Genomic DNA, 14938 nt, shown 5'->3' on the forward strand with positions numbered 1-14938 from the left:
CTTGCCCACCAGGCTTTTTGCCAGACGGCTCGCGGGAGGAACGCTTTTTCTCAAAACGGTCAGAAGATGGGGGCAAATGGCTATTGGAGCTGTTTTTTTTCGTGCGTGCTTCCAGCTCTTGAACACGGTACTTCAGTTGTTCATTTTCTTTGCGTAGTTGTTTGTTTTCGTGACGCAAATGTTCATTTTCTTGAATGAGTTGATGAATGAGCTGTTTTTGTTGTTGAACTTTGCCGATTAAGCTCTCAACTGTAAATACAGCTTGTTGTACCGTCAACATGCGATTCACCTCCTTGTCTATCAATATTCACATCATAGACAAGGAAAGAAGAAAATATTCAGCTCACTTTATGATGTGGCTGAATAGTTACAATTTTTTTATAGAATCTGCTATGACAGTTATATTCCCCATTTTAAATTCTGCTTTCTCTAAAGAAAAATCCTCATTTATTTTGGGATAATAGAAACCATCATATAGTTTCCTACAAGCTTCATTTAGATTGCCATTAGTATCAAATAGAGCTTTTTTTAACATGCGAATGTTTATTGTTTTATAAGGACTAGGTTTAATAAGCCCACTTCCAATAGTCAACCTTGTTAAAACGAAATAAAATGATTCATTTATCTCAATTTCTTTTCCAAATGCTTTTTTTAAAGTGAATTTTGAGCCGTTTTCTTTAATAGCATTTTCATATTTAGGCAATTGTTCGTGCAAACCTTTACTAATTTCTGCATCTTTATTTTGTATTTCAACAGAAGTAACTGGCTCTACAAACCATTTCAATTCAAATAATGCTAAAGTATTATCGTTAGTATCTAAAATCCCAAAATCAACGTTTGTTCCATCAACAGGTACATCATGGCATGCACTAAGGTTTGGATATTGTGACGTAATGTCTATTAGTCCCTTAATGAAAATTGTTTCCTTTGAATCTGCATCTTGGTTAGCTTCATCACCATATATTCTATTTAAAATTGTGATGATATTTCTTCCTAGTTGATGGTATAGAATGACTCGCGGACTTATAAACCTTGTACCGTCTGACAGTTGGAATATTGGTTGCAATAATGGTTTAGAAGATCTTTGTTTACCTTTCATCCGACCGGTATAGGTTAATTCATCTATTAATTTTAAAGCAGTTTTGATGATAGTCTAAAAATTGGACACGGAGAACAGGGAGATTATAATAAACTTAATTACAATCGGTTCGAGGTGTCCAATCATGAAAAAGAGAACATTTGATAAGGAGTACAAGATTCAGGCTGTTGAATGATGCCTGGAGGGGGATAAGTCCATTGCCCAAGTGGCAAAAGAGTTAGGTTTGGCTTACAACACTCTTCATCGTTGGGTCAAAGAATACAAAGAAAGTAATGGAATTTCGTGTGGTGAAGATGTGTCAAGTGCTCGGTGTTTCTAAAAGTGGGTATTATGACTGGCTCAAGCGTCCGAAAAGCAAGCAGAAAGAACGAAAAGAACAATGGACTCAACAGATTCGAAATGAGTATCTAAAGTCCCGTAAGATTTACGGAAGCCCGAAAATGACGCAAGAACTACGCAAACAAAGGATTCGTGTGTCTCAAAAAACGGTGGCTCGCATCATGAACGAAGAAGGATTGAGATCCATTACCGTTCGTAAATTCAAAGCTACTACGAACAGTAACCATCCTTACAACGTCTATGCCAATCTGTTGGAACAAAACTTCCAAGCAACGGCTCCAAATGAAGTATGGATGGCCGATATCACGTACATTCCTACTGATGAAGGATGGTTGTATTTAGCGAGCATCATGGATTTATATACACGAAAGATCGTAGGTTGGTATATCGATACACGAATGACCAAAGAGTTAGTCATCAAAGCGTTACAGCGAGCGTTAAACAGCGAGAAACCAACAGGAAGAGTGATTCACCACTCGGATCGTGGAAGCCAGTATGCGTCGAATGATTATCAACAACTGTTACAAGAGCATCATTTTCAAGTCAGTATGTCGAGACGTGGAAACTGTTACGACAACGCTTGTATGGAGTCGTTTCATAGCTTAATCAAGAAAGAATGCATCTATCCCAATCGATTCCGTACGCGAAAAGAAGCGAAACAAGCCATTTTTGAGTACATCGAATGCTTCTACAACCGAAAAAGGAGTCATTCCGCTCTTGAATATGTATCGCCATGTGAATTTGAGGCTGCTTACTACGCTAACCAGAGAAAAGTAGCTGCCTAAGTTCAGCTATTTCTCTCTGTTTAACGTGTCCATTTTCTTGACATAATACCATACTTTTTAGGAATTTTTATTTACTTATTTGTCAATGCCGTCATTCCATTTACACTGAATGGGGAATGGCGCGGATGGATTGATATCATTGCGGTAGGATTTTATTTAATGGGCGTCATTCCGTTATTGGGATTAAGTCTAATCGATTTAGGCATAATCGGGCGAAGATGGAGCGAGGAGCAAAAGTTGAAATATCATTCCATTTTCGTTGGTATATTTTTAGTAGTGGCCCATATTGCTATGATTTTTGGAATGCTCGATCCATCGATCGGCGGCGACCATTCTCATCATAAGCATATGTAAAAATAAAGGAGGGTGTCCCAAAAGCAATCGCTTTTGGGACATCCTCTGTGTGGAGAAAACCAGTCCCTTATCCATTCCAAATCCATTCAGAGATACCCTATCTATCTTACATTACACAAAATTCTTGACGGTACCGTATAAATTTTTCCATAAAAAATGCATAATTTTATTTTATAATTGAGATGATATACTTTTCGTTACAAAATCAAAGAGAAAAGGATGGAAACCAATATGAGTGATATCAATGTATTTCTAGCATTCGGAGCGGGATTACTGTCTTTCATATCCCCCTGTTGCTTACCATTATATCCAGCTTTTTTATCCTACATTACAGGGGTATCAGTTGATGAAGTAAAGAAAGAGAATGTCATGCTTCAAAAACGAGCAATGCTTCATACATTCTTTTTCTTACTCGGTTTTTCTGTCATCTTCATTGCCATTGGTTTCGGTACTTCTGTAATAGGAAAAATATTCGTTGATTATCAGGATTTAATCAGACGAATTAGTGCCTTATTTATTATCTTTTTTGGTCTAGTAATTTTAGGTGTATTTTCACCTTCCTTTATGATGAAGGATAAGCGGTTCGTCTTTCGCAACAAGCCCTCCGGTTATTTTGGTTCTATCTTAATTGGAATAGGATTTGCCGCAGGCTGGACTCCTTGTACTGGCCCAATTCTTGTATCAGTTATAGCGTTGGCAGCTACCAAACCAAGTGCAGCAATTTTATACATGTTCGCCTATGTATTAGGTTTCGCCGTACCTTTTTTCATCATGTCATTTTTTATCGGCAAGCTAAATTGGATAAAAAGATATAACTCTGTCATCGTAAAAATCGGAGGATTTCTTATGATTGTCATGGGGATTCTGTTGTTTTTTGATTGGATGACGAAAATCATTATCTTTTTCACTGGTTTATTTGGTGGATTCACAGGTTTTTAGGAGTTTATCATCCCTAAATAGAAATAAATTACAGTAATTATAGTTCTGATGCAAAAATAATTACAGAATAACAACCTTTCTTCACAATTACAGGTAATAACTTATAAAATCTCTTTTTATCCCCTAAGTGAACTTGGATACTCTAAAGTGTGATTTCTCATTTATTACTTAGAGTAGCCGGTGGTTAGGGGGATTTTTTATGAAAAGATTAAACTCTTTTATAACGGTTTTGAAGCTCCCTTGCTCATGAAAATCCGGCTGTACTGCTTTCCGCTTATGTCTTGTTGATATTCCCATAACTCCATAGTTCGTTTAATATCGATTTTACGGAAGTGTTTATTATAGGAGAAAAAACTAAAGAAGACATGAATATAAGAAGTCAAGTTGAATGAGGATAAGAGGTTATTATGTTCAAAAAAGCTAAAAAACAAAGGAAGTTGTTGACAATAATCTTATCAACAACTTCCTTCATCTATATAAAATTGAAATAGGGGGGACAATTGTAGTAAATTGCATTTCCTGTGCTCAATATAACGAAAAAGACTGGATTTTACTATAACTTTTTGGATAGCTGCTCAAATTCGTCTAAAGTGATCTCTCCTTTGGCTAATCGTATTTTTAATATTTCCATTGGAGATAACTCTTCTTTGCGGTCATTGATAAAACGATGTAAGAGATAAAAACCAATGGCGATTAATACAATCCAGAATAACATCATCCCGATCATCATAGCCGAACCTCCAAACATCGTATGAAAAATTCCCATTTCACTTTCCCCTTTTCTAACTTTAGAACCAATAAGTGATAGTGTCTAATATGCCAAGTAAGATCATCATGATTCCAGCTGCTTTCTGAACGAAACTTCCTGCTTGTCTCCCTTTTTTCATTAGAGTACCGCTAAATCCTAAGTACCAAAGGATGAGGATGAATAAAATAACAGGTACAGAGGTTCCGACGGCAAAGACACCCGGTAATAACACTCCATAAGACGTTGAGTATACCAAAGGCATTAGAGTAACAAAAAATAGAACAAACATGGTTGGACAGAAAGCTAATGAAAAGCCAAACCCCATTAAAAAGGAGCCTATTTTTCCTTTCTTTAAAAATCTCTCGGGGATTTTGAACAAGGTTACGTTCCAATACATTTTAAAAAGCCCTAACAAGTATAAACCTACAAGAATAAGAATGGGACCGATCAGCTTTCTTAACCACGGAAAATATAATGTTAGTGTACCTTGAATCTCTTTCCCCATCAGCCAAACAATGAAACCTAAACCGGAAAAAGCAATGATTTTACCCAAAATAAATAGGATCAACTCTTTCCACGCAATTCCTTTTTGCAAGGACTGATTACTGTACAATGTGATCGCTCCCAAGTTGCCAGTAAGCTGACATGGAGCCATCGCTCCTACAATGCCAAGAACAAAAGCTGACAAAATAGGGATAGCTGTCGTGCTATTTGCAATATTGAGAAATGGTTGGCTTAGAAAGTTGCTTATTTGGCTCAAGAACGAATACACCCTTCTTCTCACCTTCTTCTCTATCTGATGTCTATATTGTAGCAATAAATTTTGCAGAAACTATGGAGTAGTATATTTTTAAGTAAGCAAAAAGACATGCCCTCGCATGTCTTTTATTAGAAAATTTTCCCTTTTGATGCTAGTCTTGTCCAGCTTTCACCGTTATTTTTTGTCATGAAAATATCCCCGTTCATGGTGGCGATCACAATTTCCTTCTCATCTGTCGGATTAGAGGCTATATACATGATATGGTCTTTTTCATCAAGTTTAGGAACAGAGAGGACTTCCTCCTGTTTTGAATCTAATGATTGTTTTATAAGTACAGGCTTATTATTCTCTATAGCCGCAAATAAAATGGATTTTTCTTGGAACACAAAAGTCGTCGTATTGATCTTTTGAGTAAAACGTTCAAACGTATTCCCATTATCTTTGGAGACAAAAATTCCTTCAGGCGTACTAATTCCGACCATATTTTCGTCCGTTGGGTGGGCAGCAATCGTTCCTGCAGCAGTTTGCGGCAGGCCGTTTAATTGACGTTGCGACCACGTTTTGCCGTCGTCTTTACTGTAGAATAACCCTTGTCCGATCGTTTTATTTGCTTCTTGGTTCACGACATAAATCGTATGACTTTTATAGCCAACTGTCATATAATGAAAATCAGATTCTTTATAAAATCCTAGATTCATCAACGTTTGTCCATTATCCAAACTTTTCACAAGACCAAGAGGATTTCCCAAAGATGAACCTTCTTCTGGGTGTCCCGATGCATAAAATCCATCGTCTGTTGCAGAAAAGCCCATATAATCCTGTTTATTGGAAGTCGTTTCATACCACTTATTATTTTGGTAAACGAGTAAACCTTCATGTGTAGCAAAGTAAATCGCATTTTGGTTGTCTGCATAACCGATTCCATGTAAATGTTCGAATTTTCCTTCTTTCTTTTCTTTAAAGAAAGGATTATTTGTAACAGATACGTTCGATTTTGCTTGTTCTCTGCTATTGATAAAGGTCTGCTCTTTTTCATTGGATGATGAACAAGCGCTTAGAAGAAGAATAGCCGATGTAATCATGATAGCTTTCGTCATTTTTTTCATTACTGATACTCCTTTTTGTGTATTGAGTAAACATAGTAATTTTATAGCAGAAAAATTTGCAGAATTTATGGAGTTTGTTTCTTTGGATATGAATTTTATTGCTCTTTTATAAGTCCCTTTCAATTTTGTTCGTTTGAGCTTTTTTCGATTGATTTTCTTCCAAGTAAAAGGAACAAACAAATAGACAAAAATGTTAATATTACTTTCCCTTGCCATGTCCAATTCATTAATTTATAAACCGAATAGGCTTCTAAAAGTAAGGCAGGTATTTTCCCAATTGAGCTAGCAATCATAAAGATCAGCAAGGACGTTTTTCCGATCGCCGCAACAAAGGTCACTACTCCTGACGGAACAAAAGGAAGAAGCCGCAAAGACAGAACAAGAAAAAAGGCTTCTAAACCTTTTGCTTCAAGCAAACGTCTGACTTTCGGGTGAGAAAATAACTTGGATTCAGAAAGCTTCTTGAATCCTTTACTATATAAAAGAAAGGAGATAATGGCTCCGATTGCTTCCCCTGCAAAAGATAAAAAGGTGCCCTTCCAAAACCCGAACACGGCCAAATTGGCAGCCGTGAGAAAAACGCTTGGTACAAGTCCTAAAATACTAATTATAATATTTATCAAAATGCTGATGAGATAAGCAGCATTTTCATAGGTATTGAGTAGTGCAATGATTTGCTCTTTCATCCTCTTCTTGCCTTATGCCTCCCATTTATATCCTATCCCCCAAACGGTTTGCAGAAATTGATCAATCGGAAATCCAGATTGTCTAAGCTTTTCTCTAACATTTTTGACATGAGAGTCGATTGTACGCTCTTCTGTATTTGCGTTATAGCCCCATAAGGACACGATGATTTGTTCTCTGCTAAACACTCTGTTTGGATGCTTCAAAAACAACCCTAATATAGCAAACTCTTTCGGCGTTAGAAAAATCGGTTCGTTTTGATAGTGGACTTTATGTTCGTCTTCATCCCACACTAAACCTTGAAACTCAATTTTCGAATGTTTTCCTACTGAATGGCGTAGTACAGCCTCGATGCGCGCCAGCAGTTCGGATTCGTCAAACGGCTTCGTAATATAGTCATCCGCTCCGATTTTCAGTCCTTGGACGATATCCGTTGTTTGATCTCGTGCCGTTACCATGATGATCGGGACGTTAGAAAATTCCCGAATTCGCTTACACGTTTCCCAACCATCCATCTCCGGCATCATAATATCCAGCAAAACCAAATCCACTTTGTTATTTTCTAAGTACTGTATCGCTGCTAAACCGGACTCACACTTTACGCAATGATATCTTCTAGGCGAAAGATAAAGATCAAGTAAATCTAACATTCGTTTTTCATCGTCAACCAGTAAAATCGTGTACATGCTTATCCCTCCGGCAATGTAATAATCATGCTTGTTCCTTTTCCATATTCACTTTCGGCGTAAATCGAGCCTCTGTGCGCTTCCACAATTTCCTTGACGATGGCTAGTCCCAGTCCTGTTCCGCCGCTAGTTCTTGATCTTGATTTATCCACTCGGTAAAACCGTTCAAAAATATGCGGCAAATCCTCTTCAGGGATCCCTCTGCCTTCGTCTGAAACAATAATCACAATGTTGTTTTTCTCCGCTCTTGCATCAATAGAGACGGTAGAACCTTGATTAGCATATTTTAAAGCATTGTCTAGCAGATTCATCATCACTTGCTCAAAACGTTTTTGGTCTATATGGACAGTAATGTTTTTTTCACATTGGTATACCAAAGACATTTTTTTAGCTTGAAACGCAGGATGCATTTTATCATACAGTTTTTTTAAGAAAGAACATAAATTAGTAGGTTCCTTATGGATTTGAAAGGAATGTTGATCCATCTTCGCTAATTCAAAAAGATCCTTCACCAATTTTTGCATATGTTCTGCTTCTTCGTAGATAATGGACAAATATCGATTTCTCTCCTCTTCCTCCATGTTTGGTCTCCTAGCTATATCAGCATATCCTTTTACATAAGTGAGCGGGGTGCGAAGTTCATGAGAAATACTGGCGAGAAATTCGTTTCGTTCTTTTTTTAAGTATTCTAAATCCCTCGCCAATGTTTGAATGGCTTTCCCTAATTCCGCCAATTCGTCCCCCCCTTTTACTTGCAGACGAACCGAAAAATCACCTTTGCTCAATTTTTCGGTCGCCTGTTTCATGCGAATGAGAGGAATAGTAATGACTCTTGATAAGAAAGCAATCGTAATAATCGTTAAAAATACGGAAAGAATTCCAACCATAAGGAAATGATGCTTTAACTTATAAATCATGTTTTGAATGGAATCCGTATTTTGAAACATATAGACATAACCTTTGATCTTGCCGTCAATCCGAATCGGGCTTACTGTTGAAATGTGCGACTCTTTTTGCCAATTTTTTTGCACAATCATTCCACTATGGGGAATGTTTTTGTTTGTTTTTTTTATTACTCTTTTAGCAAATGGTAAAATATGATCTGAAAAATACAGTATCTTCCCTTGGTCATTGGTAATAACAACGTCCGTCTCCGCTTCAGATTCCATCATCGTGACATGTTCTAACGTAGAGGGGTTATAACTTTTTTCTAACACATCTCGATGATTATTCCCTCTTGCTAACAGCTGCTCAAATTCCTCATTAATTCGAGAATGAACCAGAGTAACATATAATGACGCAAATAAAACTGTCTCTATTCCTAATACGAATACAAAAAATAATAGTCCTAATTTAAACGAAATTTTTCTCATTTTTGTCCCTTCCTTATCAGCTTGCTCCCCTCCATATAATAACAAACAAATGTAGAGAAAATGTGCAGAAAAAACGAAGAGCCCTTAAAGTCGTTTTCGGATGGAAAATGATGAACACGGAGTAGACGCAAGTCCGGATCATAAATATTTTTTTGTCACCAATATGTTTGAAACCACGGTTTGTGTCATTGATAAAGAACAAAACAAAGTAATGAAAACGGTTGAAGTAGGTGAAATTCCGAGCGGAATTAATGTCATGCCGTAAATATAAATAAGCAGCAGATTGAGTTTTTAAGCCTGCTGTTTTTCTTTTCTATTTACTATTTACTGAAATTTACGTATGAAAAAAGCACCGTAGTTTTAAAGCCTACAGTGCTTAAATATAACTGATTAAGCGTTGTTACATCATATGATTGTTCATATGCCCTTGTTTCATCATTTGTTGATTCATTCTGTCATAATTCATCATATGTTCCATCATTTTATCTCCATTATTTCGACACTGTTCATACATTTTTTGTAATTGTTCCTCTGATAAATTTGGATGCATTTGTTTCATCATTGGTAACATTTCTTTCCAATCCTTATTGTCATTTTTATTTACTGCAAAAACAGCTGTAGCTAGCACAAAAGCTGAAACAAGTACGAACAACCCTGAAATAAGTTTTTTCATTTTCAACACCTCCATCTTTTTCTGGTTTTAGAATAAAGGAGAAGTATGGAGAAAGTGTTCATAAAAATTTACAAATTTTTGTCGTGGGTTATCATTTAGGTAATTAGATATTTTCAAAAACCGATTAGAATTTCTAATGGCTCTGTCATCATAATCATACTTTGTGCTTACATGTTTCTCTAAGGAATATCAATCATTATAAATTAACTTCTTGTAGAAGTCAGGCGTGATTGTATGAGAATAATTTAAAAAACTGTGTTGCTAGTTGGAGGCATAATTTTGTTACGTTCAAACAGTTTCCTCTTTTTCTATGCGATCACGACATGTGGAAAATACATAATTAACTACCGTTCATTATCATTTAACATCACGAGTTCTCTTATGTAATTTTCTTTGGTTTGGTTAGATCGATTATTTAGCACATAGTTCTATTTTTTATAATTCTAAAATAAAAAAACAGTGATTGCTTAACCTTGATTTAACTCAATCAATAAATTTTTTTGACGGCTGAAGAGATGTTTTTCAGAGATATTACCGCAATTCCTATGGTACGATAAATTCTCTCTTTCTAAATGAATAATACAAATGTTTGATACACGAAGAAACAAAAGAGCTGGTAGTGTTTTTTGTCAGTTATACTATAATAAATGTTAACATTCCCCTTTTTACAAAATACAATAACTTCATGTTTTTAAACTATAACTCCTCGTACGATACGATAATTAAGTCAACCATACGATAAGTGCACATAACACGAACCACAGTTTATATATCTATGTATTTAATCGAGAGATAAGAAGCAAAACTCCATCGCCCCAAAAATGATCCAATTCCATTCTTCATATTGTTGCTCGTCATGATAAGAGGGATGGATTCTCTCTTCTTTTTCACGAAGTTCCTTTAGCATTTTGCGGTGTTCTGGCATTAAAAAGGGCTAGTATTGATGATTCCACGATCGTGATGGTTCTGCCTGATGTCCTCCTATATATAGCCGTTGCGGATGCGTGCGACACTTTCTGATGAGTAGCTGACAGCACGCAACAACGCATTTGGACCGAATTTGTCACGAATCGTGTCCATCGCTTTGGCAAGAGCGTGTTCTTTAGTTCTGTCTTCAAAAAGGGACAGTTGCAAACTTTCCTCATCCATTTATTTGACCCATACCTTTAGATAGAATACGCCAGCAAGGTTGGCTTCAGCACGAAAGCCCTAAAAACGATAAATAGCATGTCATATCGTTGTAGCTGGTAGAGCAGAACTCATTTAAAATTCCAATCTTATTTCTTTTGCTTTACTGATGATTTTCTTGTTTGGGTCAACAACGTCGCTCGTAATAATTTTCACCCATTGTACATCCTCCCCGTTCGGCTCTTTGAGAATAAACCCTAGATTACCTTGTTTCTTGCCGTTTCCTTCAATTTCCCCATGTAAGTTTTCAAGATAAATATCTTTTTCCCAATCAAATTTCTCACCTGTGCTTGATTCAAATAAAGCTACCGGCGCGAAATTTACTTTCTGTGAAGATGTATTTTTAATCTCCACGAATACTTTGATAAAGTCGAACTGTTCCTCATGTGTTAAGGCGTGAAAATAATCAATAAGGCTGTAATCAGGAACTAAATGGATCACTTTCACGTCTTTAACTGTAAGTTGAATTGGCCCAACATTGTATGTCTTGTTTACGACTTTCATTTTCTTTAAAGTAGCTTCTCCCTTTTCATCTGCATAATAATCACCTGATTTTTGTAAATCCCGGTCATCTGTTACCTGCGGGTTTGAAATATATTCGTTTGTCTTTTTTGTCAGCTTATCTTGTTTTGTATCTTTGGTCGACTTATCATTTAGTTCGTTTTTTGTTTGCTGTTGAGTACCTGAATCAGGAGCCTTGTTTTCGTTATATATATGTTGGCGGCATCCGACAAACAAAGTCATCATACTTATAAGAAAAAATAGTTTTTTCATCATTTGAACCTCCATATGCACGTCAAAAAATTTCCCGTTGCTTGAGCGAGCAACGGGATGTTTGTTCTTTTTCCATGTTTTTTTTGATCACTACTTATCTTCAATGACAATTTTTTGTTTTCCTTTTCTAAAAATATCAAAGATGATTTTGGCATGATCCGTGTTCTCTATCTGTCCAACGAAACGTTCACTTCTCGGACCGTATGCATAAACAGGAACGTCTTCCCCGGTATGGCCGCTTGTTGTCCAGCCAGTATGTGAACGTTTGTCAAAAATATGTTCGATCGCATCATCCACTCTTTTTACACCTTTATCCTTGTCCGCTTTCCCTTGTTCAGCAGCACTTTTCACAGATTGTATTTCTTCAGCCGTCAATTCCAAATCGATATACTTTTTCAACATTTCTTCAACATCGGCGCCATTGGCAATCTCTTGTGCCATAAAGTCAGGCGTGCGTTTTGCCGCTTTAATTGGCGCACCGAACCAATTATAAATGCCGTCTGCTCCAATGGAGTAACCACCGGTAGAGTGGTCAGCTGTAGCAATAACAAGCGTATGCTTGTCCTTTTTTGCAAACTCTATAGCCGCTTTGAATGCTTTTTCAAAATCCTCCATTTCACTCATCGCAGAAACAATATCATTATCGTGTCCAGCCCAGTCAATCTGGCTTCCTTCCACCATCAAGAAGAAACCATCTTTATCTTTACTTAAACGCTTAATCGCAGATTTTGTCATTTCTTCAAGGGAAGGAATGTCTTCCGTTCGGTCGATCATTTTCGGAAGTCCTCTTGGCGCAAACAAACCAAGAACTTGTTCGTTTTGATCTTTTAATAATTCGTTGCGATTTGTCACATAGCTGTATCCGTCTTTTTTGAATTCTTCGACAAGATTACGATCCTCACGGATAAATAGATCGGTTCCTCCGCCCAGCAAAACATCGACTTTATGCTCGCCATTGATTAATTCATCATAGTAGTCATTGGCAATAGCATTCATATTTTTACGGTGTTCATCATGAGCACCGAATGATGCAGGAGTTGCGTGTGTAATTTCAGAAGTGGCTACAAGACCAGTTGCTTTACCTGCTGCTTTTGCAGCTTCGAGTACGGTTTTTACTTCTGAACCATCATTATCCACAGCAATGGCTGCATTATATGTTTTGATTCCAGCTGCCATCGCTGTCGCAGCGGAAGCAGAATCAGTTATATTTTCTGCAGGGTCTTCAGGATAAGTCATCTGTTGACCGACAAGATATTTGTCAAACTCTGTTTGCTCAACGAATTTCGTGTTTGGGTCGTCTTTTAAGTAACGATATGCGGAAGTATAAGATACACCCATTCCGTCACCAATCATAAAAATGATATTTTTTACTTTTTCATGATCATGACCTTTCTTTTCTTTTGCATCTGTTTCTGTGACGCTTCCTAATAAACTTCCTAAAGCTATGGTAGAAACAACTGCCAAGGGTAAGATTTTTTTTCTGAACAATTTTAAACCCTCCTCAAAAATTTTCAAGAACAATTGTATTGGGGAAATGTTAAGTCTTGTTTAATCGAGTTTAATAATTGTGTAAAAAAAGAATAATAGGAATTTTGAATTAAAAAAGGATTTCTTTTACTTGAATTAGCCCTTTCATAATAAAACATCGCAGCCTCATGTTTCTTCCTCTTATGTTTAAACATCATTCAATGAAATTTTACTATTATATAAGCGAGCGTCGAGCGTCTACGGCTAACCAAATGCGAAGGTGTCTTTCGTGAGGTAGAATCTGGAGGAAGCTTGTAGACACTAGATTACACGAACCAAATTAGAAGCTGGGACAGCCGGACGAGCCTGCCAGACAAGGTAAAGTCCAAAGCCGCCAAGGGCTATTTCAGTAAGCTTGGGTGGACACATGAACGGAAAGATGACAATTTTACCTAAAAAGCATGGCTCACGACACACATTTCTCATTTACACAAAACAAAGCCCTCGGAATTGCATATTGGCAATCCGAGGACTCAAGAACATTATGCAGAGATATGTTGAACTTCATCAAGGTTAGTGAACCGCTTAGTTCGGGACCGCGTGCTAGGTGGTGTGAGAAGACAAGGGGGAGTCGCCCCGCCCCCCCCTCTTACTTAATTTCGTAAGAAACATATGACTTTTATAACAGAACACCTTTAATCTTTCTTGTCATGCTTGCTCTTGATAATACCTTCTCTACTTGAATGCCTTTCTTTCTAAACTTTTCAATGATTTGTTCTATGCTCTTTTTCATTTTCGATTCCTTTTTTTCTGGTTTCATCCGTTTTCCCACCAATGGTTAATCTTTAGCAATTTTATGCGTGTATCAAATACATCGAAAACTTAGATGTATTTTATCTAATTATTACATTATGTTCTTTATTCTCCCACAAAATCGTTAAGCTAATTAAAGTAACTAAAATAGTGGCACCCATATCGGATAAAATAGCAATCCAGAGTGTAAGCAAGCCCGGAATAGTCAGTAATAGAGCTAATAATTTAAGACCTAATGCAAGGGAAATATTTAGTTTGATAATACGATTTACTTTTTTAGCAGTTCTTATAGCGCTCGGTAGTTTTCCAAGATGGTCTTGCATTAAAACGATGTCTGCTGTTTCAATTGCGCTGTCAGTACCTTTTCCCATTGCAATGCCTAAATCGGCTGTTGCTAAAGCAGGTGCATCATTGATACCGTCACCAATCATCGCTACTTTTCCTTTTAACGCTAATTCTTTTACTTTTTCCACTTTATCTTCTGGTAACAGATTAGCGTAATACTCTGTCACTCCCACTTTTCGTGCCACTTTCTCTGCTGTTTTTGGATGGTCACCTGTCAGCATCACTGTATGTTGAATACCCGCTTGGTGGAGCGCCTTAATTACGCTTTTACTTTCTTCTCTAATTTCATCAGAAATTCCGACTAGCCCCATCACTTGACGTTCATCAGCAAGCAATACTAACGTCAAACCTTCTTCTTTCATTTTCTCAATATCGGTTTTCACATTCTCTGTTATTTGTAAATGCGAAATACTTTTCTCATTCCCCACCCAATATCGTTTACCTTGAATACGTGCGATGATCCCTTGTCCAGAAACCGTTTCGATTTCCTCCGGATCATGTAAAGCGACTTCTGTCTCAACCACTTTTTTCATAATTGCCTTGGCCAACGGATGGGATGAATTTTTCTCAATCGAACCGATAATCCGATAGAACTCATCTTGATCCTCTATATAAACCGTTACTTTTTCAACATGTGGCTCTCCTTTTGTAAGAGAGTTAAGTCCATATAATTGTGTAAAAAGGGAAATAGAAAAAGAGCCATGTTGCTTCCCCTTTGGTAGAATAAACAGTGGACAAACAAACACCAAACATAAGGAGGAATGCAACCATGGCTCAATATCATATTACCCTAAATGATGAACTT

16 protein-coding genes and 3 pseudogenes are annotated in these 14938 nt (G+C 36.9%); 4 read left to right on the forward strand and 15 right to left on the reverse strand.

Features of this window, described 5'->3' with window-relative positions; all coding sequences use genetic code 11:
* On the reverse strand, positions 1-280 hold a 280-nt coding region (locus BM278_RS15780), incomplete at its 3' end, for a DUF6444 domain-containing protein (RefSeq protein WP_244151200.1).
* Positions 281-367: 87 nt separating this feature from the next.
* Positions 368-1099, reverse strand: coding sequence for a hypothetical protein (locus BM278_RS15785; RefSeq protein WP_090951634.1), 732 nt, complete (start codon positions 1097-1099; stop codon positions 368-370).
* 223 nt (positions 1100-1322) lie between these two features.
* On the opposite strand from BM278_RS15785, the pseudogene BM278_RS15790 reads away from it, so the two are divergent.
* The 3 genes and pseudogenes from BM278_RS15790 to BM278_RS15800 all read left to right on the forward strand — a co-directional run.
* Positions 1323-2223: pseudogene (locus BM278_RS15790) on the forward strand (IS3 family transposase); the annotation flags it as partial.
* Positions 2224-2286: 63 nt separating this feature from the next.
* Positions 2287-2577 (forward strand): DUF6803 family protein, encoded by a 291-nt coding sequence (locus BM278_RS19335; RefSeq protein WP_341871194.1) that lies wholly within the window; start codon positions 2287-2289, stop codon positions 2575-2577.
* 231 nt (positions 2578-2808) lie between these two features.
* A complete protein-coding gene (locus BM278_RS15800; protein ID WP_090951635.1) occupies positions 2809-3516 on the forward strand; it encodes a cytochrome c biogenesis protein CcdA in 708 nt (235 codons plus the stop codon).
* A 553-nt stretch (positions 3517-4069) separates the two neighbouring features.
* Here the strand turns inward: BM278_RS15800 and BM278_RS15805 are convergent.
* From BM278_RS15805 to BM278_RS15830, 6 genes and pseudogenes are all read right to left on the reverse strand, one after another.
* On the reverse strand, positions 4070-4282 hold the full coding sequence (locus BM278_RS15805) for an SHOCT domain-containing protein (protein WP_090951637.1): 213 nt from the start codon (positions 4280-4282) through the stop codon (positions 4070-4072).
* A gap of 22 nt (positions 4283-4304) precedes the next feature.
* Entirely contained in the window at positions 4305-5036 is a 732-nt protein-coding gene (locus BM278_RS15810) for an urease accessory protein UreH domain-containing protein (protein WP_090951641.1), read from the reverse strand.
* 116 nt (positions 5037-5152) lie between these two features.
* Positions 5153-6130 (reverse strand): F510_1955 family glycosylhydrolase, encoded by a 978-nt coding sequence (locus BM278_RS15815; protein ID WP_090951645.1) that lies wholly within the window; start codon positions 6128-6130, stop codon positions 5153-5155.
* Positions 6131-6262: 132 nt separating this feature from the next.
* Positions 6263-6816 (reverse strand): annotated as a pseudogene (locus tag BM278_RS15820) (TVP38/TMEM64 family protein); the annotation flags it as partial.
* A 12-nt stretch (positions 6817-6828) separates the two neighbouring features.
* Complete coding sequence (locus BM278_RS15825) at positions 6829-7500, reverse strand: response regulator transcription factor (RefSeq protein ID WP_090951648.1); 672 nt, start codon at positions 7498-7500, stop codon at positions 6829-6831.
* A gap of 2 nt (positions 7501-7502) precedes the next feature.
* On the reverse strand, positions 7503-8873 hold the full coding sequence (locus BM278_RS15830; RefSeq protein WP_090951651.1) for a sensor histidine kinase: 1371 nt from the start codon (positions 8871-8873) through the stop codon (positions 7503-7505).
* 100 nt (positions 8874-8973) lie between these two features.
* Between BM278_RS15830 and BM278_RS15835 the strand changes: the two genes are divergently transcribed.
* Positions 8974-9138 (forward strand): YncE family protein, encoded by a 165-nt coding sequence (locus BM278_RS15835; RefSeq protein WP_090951654.1) that lies wholly within the window; start codon positions 8974-8976, stop codon positions 9136-9138.
* Between the two features lie 135 nt (positions 9139-9273).
* On the opposite strand, the gene BM278_RS15840 is transcribed toward BM278_RS15835, so the two are convergent.
* From BM278_RS15840 to BM278_RS15865, 7 genes and pseudogenes are all read right to left on the reverse strand, one after another.
* The gene (locus BM278_RS15840; RefSeq protein WP_050946916.1) at positions 9274-9546 is read right to left on the reverse strand and encodes a hypothetical protein; all 273 of its coding nucleotides are present in this window, start codon (positions 9544-9546) and stop codon (positions 9274-9276) included.
* Between the two features lie 781 nt (positions 9547-10327).
* The gene (locus tag BM278_RS19715; RefSeq protein WP_082798097.1) at positions 10328-10471 is read right to left on the reverse strand and encodes a YolD-like family protein; all 144 of its coding nucleotides are present in this window, start codon (positions 10469-10471) and stop codon (positions 10328-10330) included.
* 56 nt (positions 10472-10527) lie between these two features.
* Positions 10528-10695, reverse strand: coding sequence for a hypothetical protein (locus BM278_RS15850; protein ID WP_244151202.1), 168 nt, complete (start codon positions 10693-10695; stop codon positions 10528-10530).
* A 114-nt stretch (positions 10696-10809) separates the two neighbouring features.
* Positions 10810-11508 carry a hypothetical protein gene (locus tag BM278_RS15855; RefSeq protein ID WP_089098307.1) on the reverse strand — a complete coding sequence of 233 codons (699 nt, stop codon included), beginning with the start codon at positions 11506-11508 and terminating at the stop codon, positions 10810-10812.
* A gap of 90 nt (positions 11509-11598) precedes the next feature.
* Entirely contained in the window at positions 11599-12996 is a 1398-nt protein-coding gene (locus tag BM278_RS15860) for an alkaline phosphatase (RefSeq protein ID WP_090951657.1), read from the reverse strand.
* 658 nt (positions 12997-13654) lie between these two features.
* Positions 13655-13795, reverse strand: a complete 141-nt coding sequence (locus tag BM278_RS18880; RefSeq protein WP_167357419.1) for a hypothetical protein — start codon at positions 13793-13795, stop codon at positions 13655-13657.
* 73 nt (positions 13796-13868) lie between these two features.
* Positions 13869-14789: pseudogene (locus BM278_RS15865) on the reverse strand (heavy metal translocating P-type ATPase); the annotation flags it as partial.
* Between the last annotated feature and the right edge of the window lie 149 nt (positions 14790-14938).

Source organism: Parageobacillus thermantarcticus (assembly GCF_900111865.1).
GTDB classification, from domain to species: domain Bacteria; phylum Bacillota; class Bacilli; order Bacillales; family Anoxybacillaceae; genus Parageobacillus; species Parageobacillus thermantarcticus.

What these genes read in the sequence shown, in the direction of transcription:
- BM278_RS15835 (WP_090951654.1), top strand. Translation starts at nt 8,974, where the DNA reads ATGGAAAATGATGAACACGGAGTAGACGCAAGTCCGGATCATAAATAT.
- BM278_RS15825 (WP_090951648.1), bottom strand. Translation starts at nt 7,500, where the DNA reads ATGTACACGATTTTACTGGTTGACGATGAAAAACGAATGTTAGATTTA.
- BM278_RS19715 (WP_082798097.1), bottom strand. Translation starts at nt 10,471, where the DNA reads ATGCCAGAACACCGCAAAATGCTAAAGGAACTTCGTGAAAAAGAAGAG.
- BM278_RS15815 (WP_090951645.1), bottom strand. Translation starts at nt 6,130, where the DNA reads ATGAAAAAAATGACGAAAGCTATCATGATTACATCGGCTATTCTTCTT.
- BM278_RS15840 (WP_050946916.1), bottom strand. Translation starts at nt 9,546, where the DNA reads ATGAAAAAACTTATTTCAGGGTTGTTCGTACTTGTTTCAGCTTTTGTG.
- BM278_RS15785 (WP_090951634.1), bottom strand. Translation starts at nt 1,099, where the DNA reads ATGAAAGGTAAACAAAGATCTTCTAAACCATTATTGCAACCAATATTC.
- BM278_RS15805 (WP_090951637.1), bottom strand. Translation starts at nt 4,282, where the DNA reads ATGGGAATTTTTCATACGATGTTTGGAGGTTCGGCTATGATGATCGGG.
- BM278_RS18880 (WP_167357419.1), bottom strand. Translation starts at nt 13,795, where the DNA reads ATGAAACCAGAAAAAAAGGAATCGAAAATGAAAAAGAGCATAGAACAA.
- BM278_RS15800 (WP_090951635.1), top strand. Translation starts at nt 2,809, where the DNA reads ATGAGTGATATCAATGTATTTCTAGCATTCGGAGCGGGATTACTGTCT.
- BM278_RS15850 (WP_244151202.1), bottom strand. Translation starts at nt 10,695, where the DNA reads ATGGATGAGGAAAGTTTGCAACTGTCCCTTTTTGAAGACAGAACTAAA.
- BM278_RS15855 (WP_089098307.1), bottom strand. Translation starts at nt 11,508, where the DNA reads ATGAAAAAACTATTTTTTCTTATAAGTATGATGACTTTGTTTGTCGGA.
- BM278_RS15830 (WP_090951651.1), bottom strand. Translation starts at nt 8,873, where the DNA reads ATGAGAAAAATTTCGTTTAAATTAGGACTATTATTTTTTGTATTCGTA.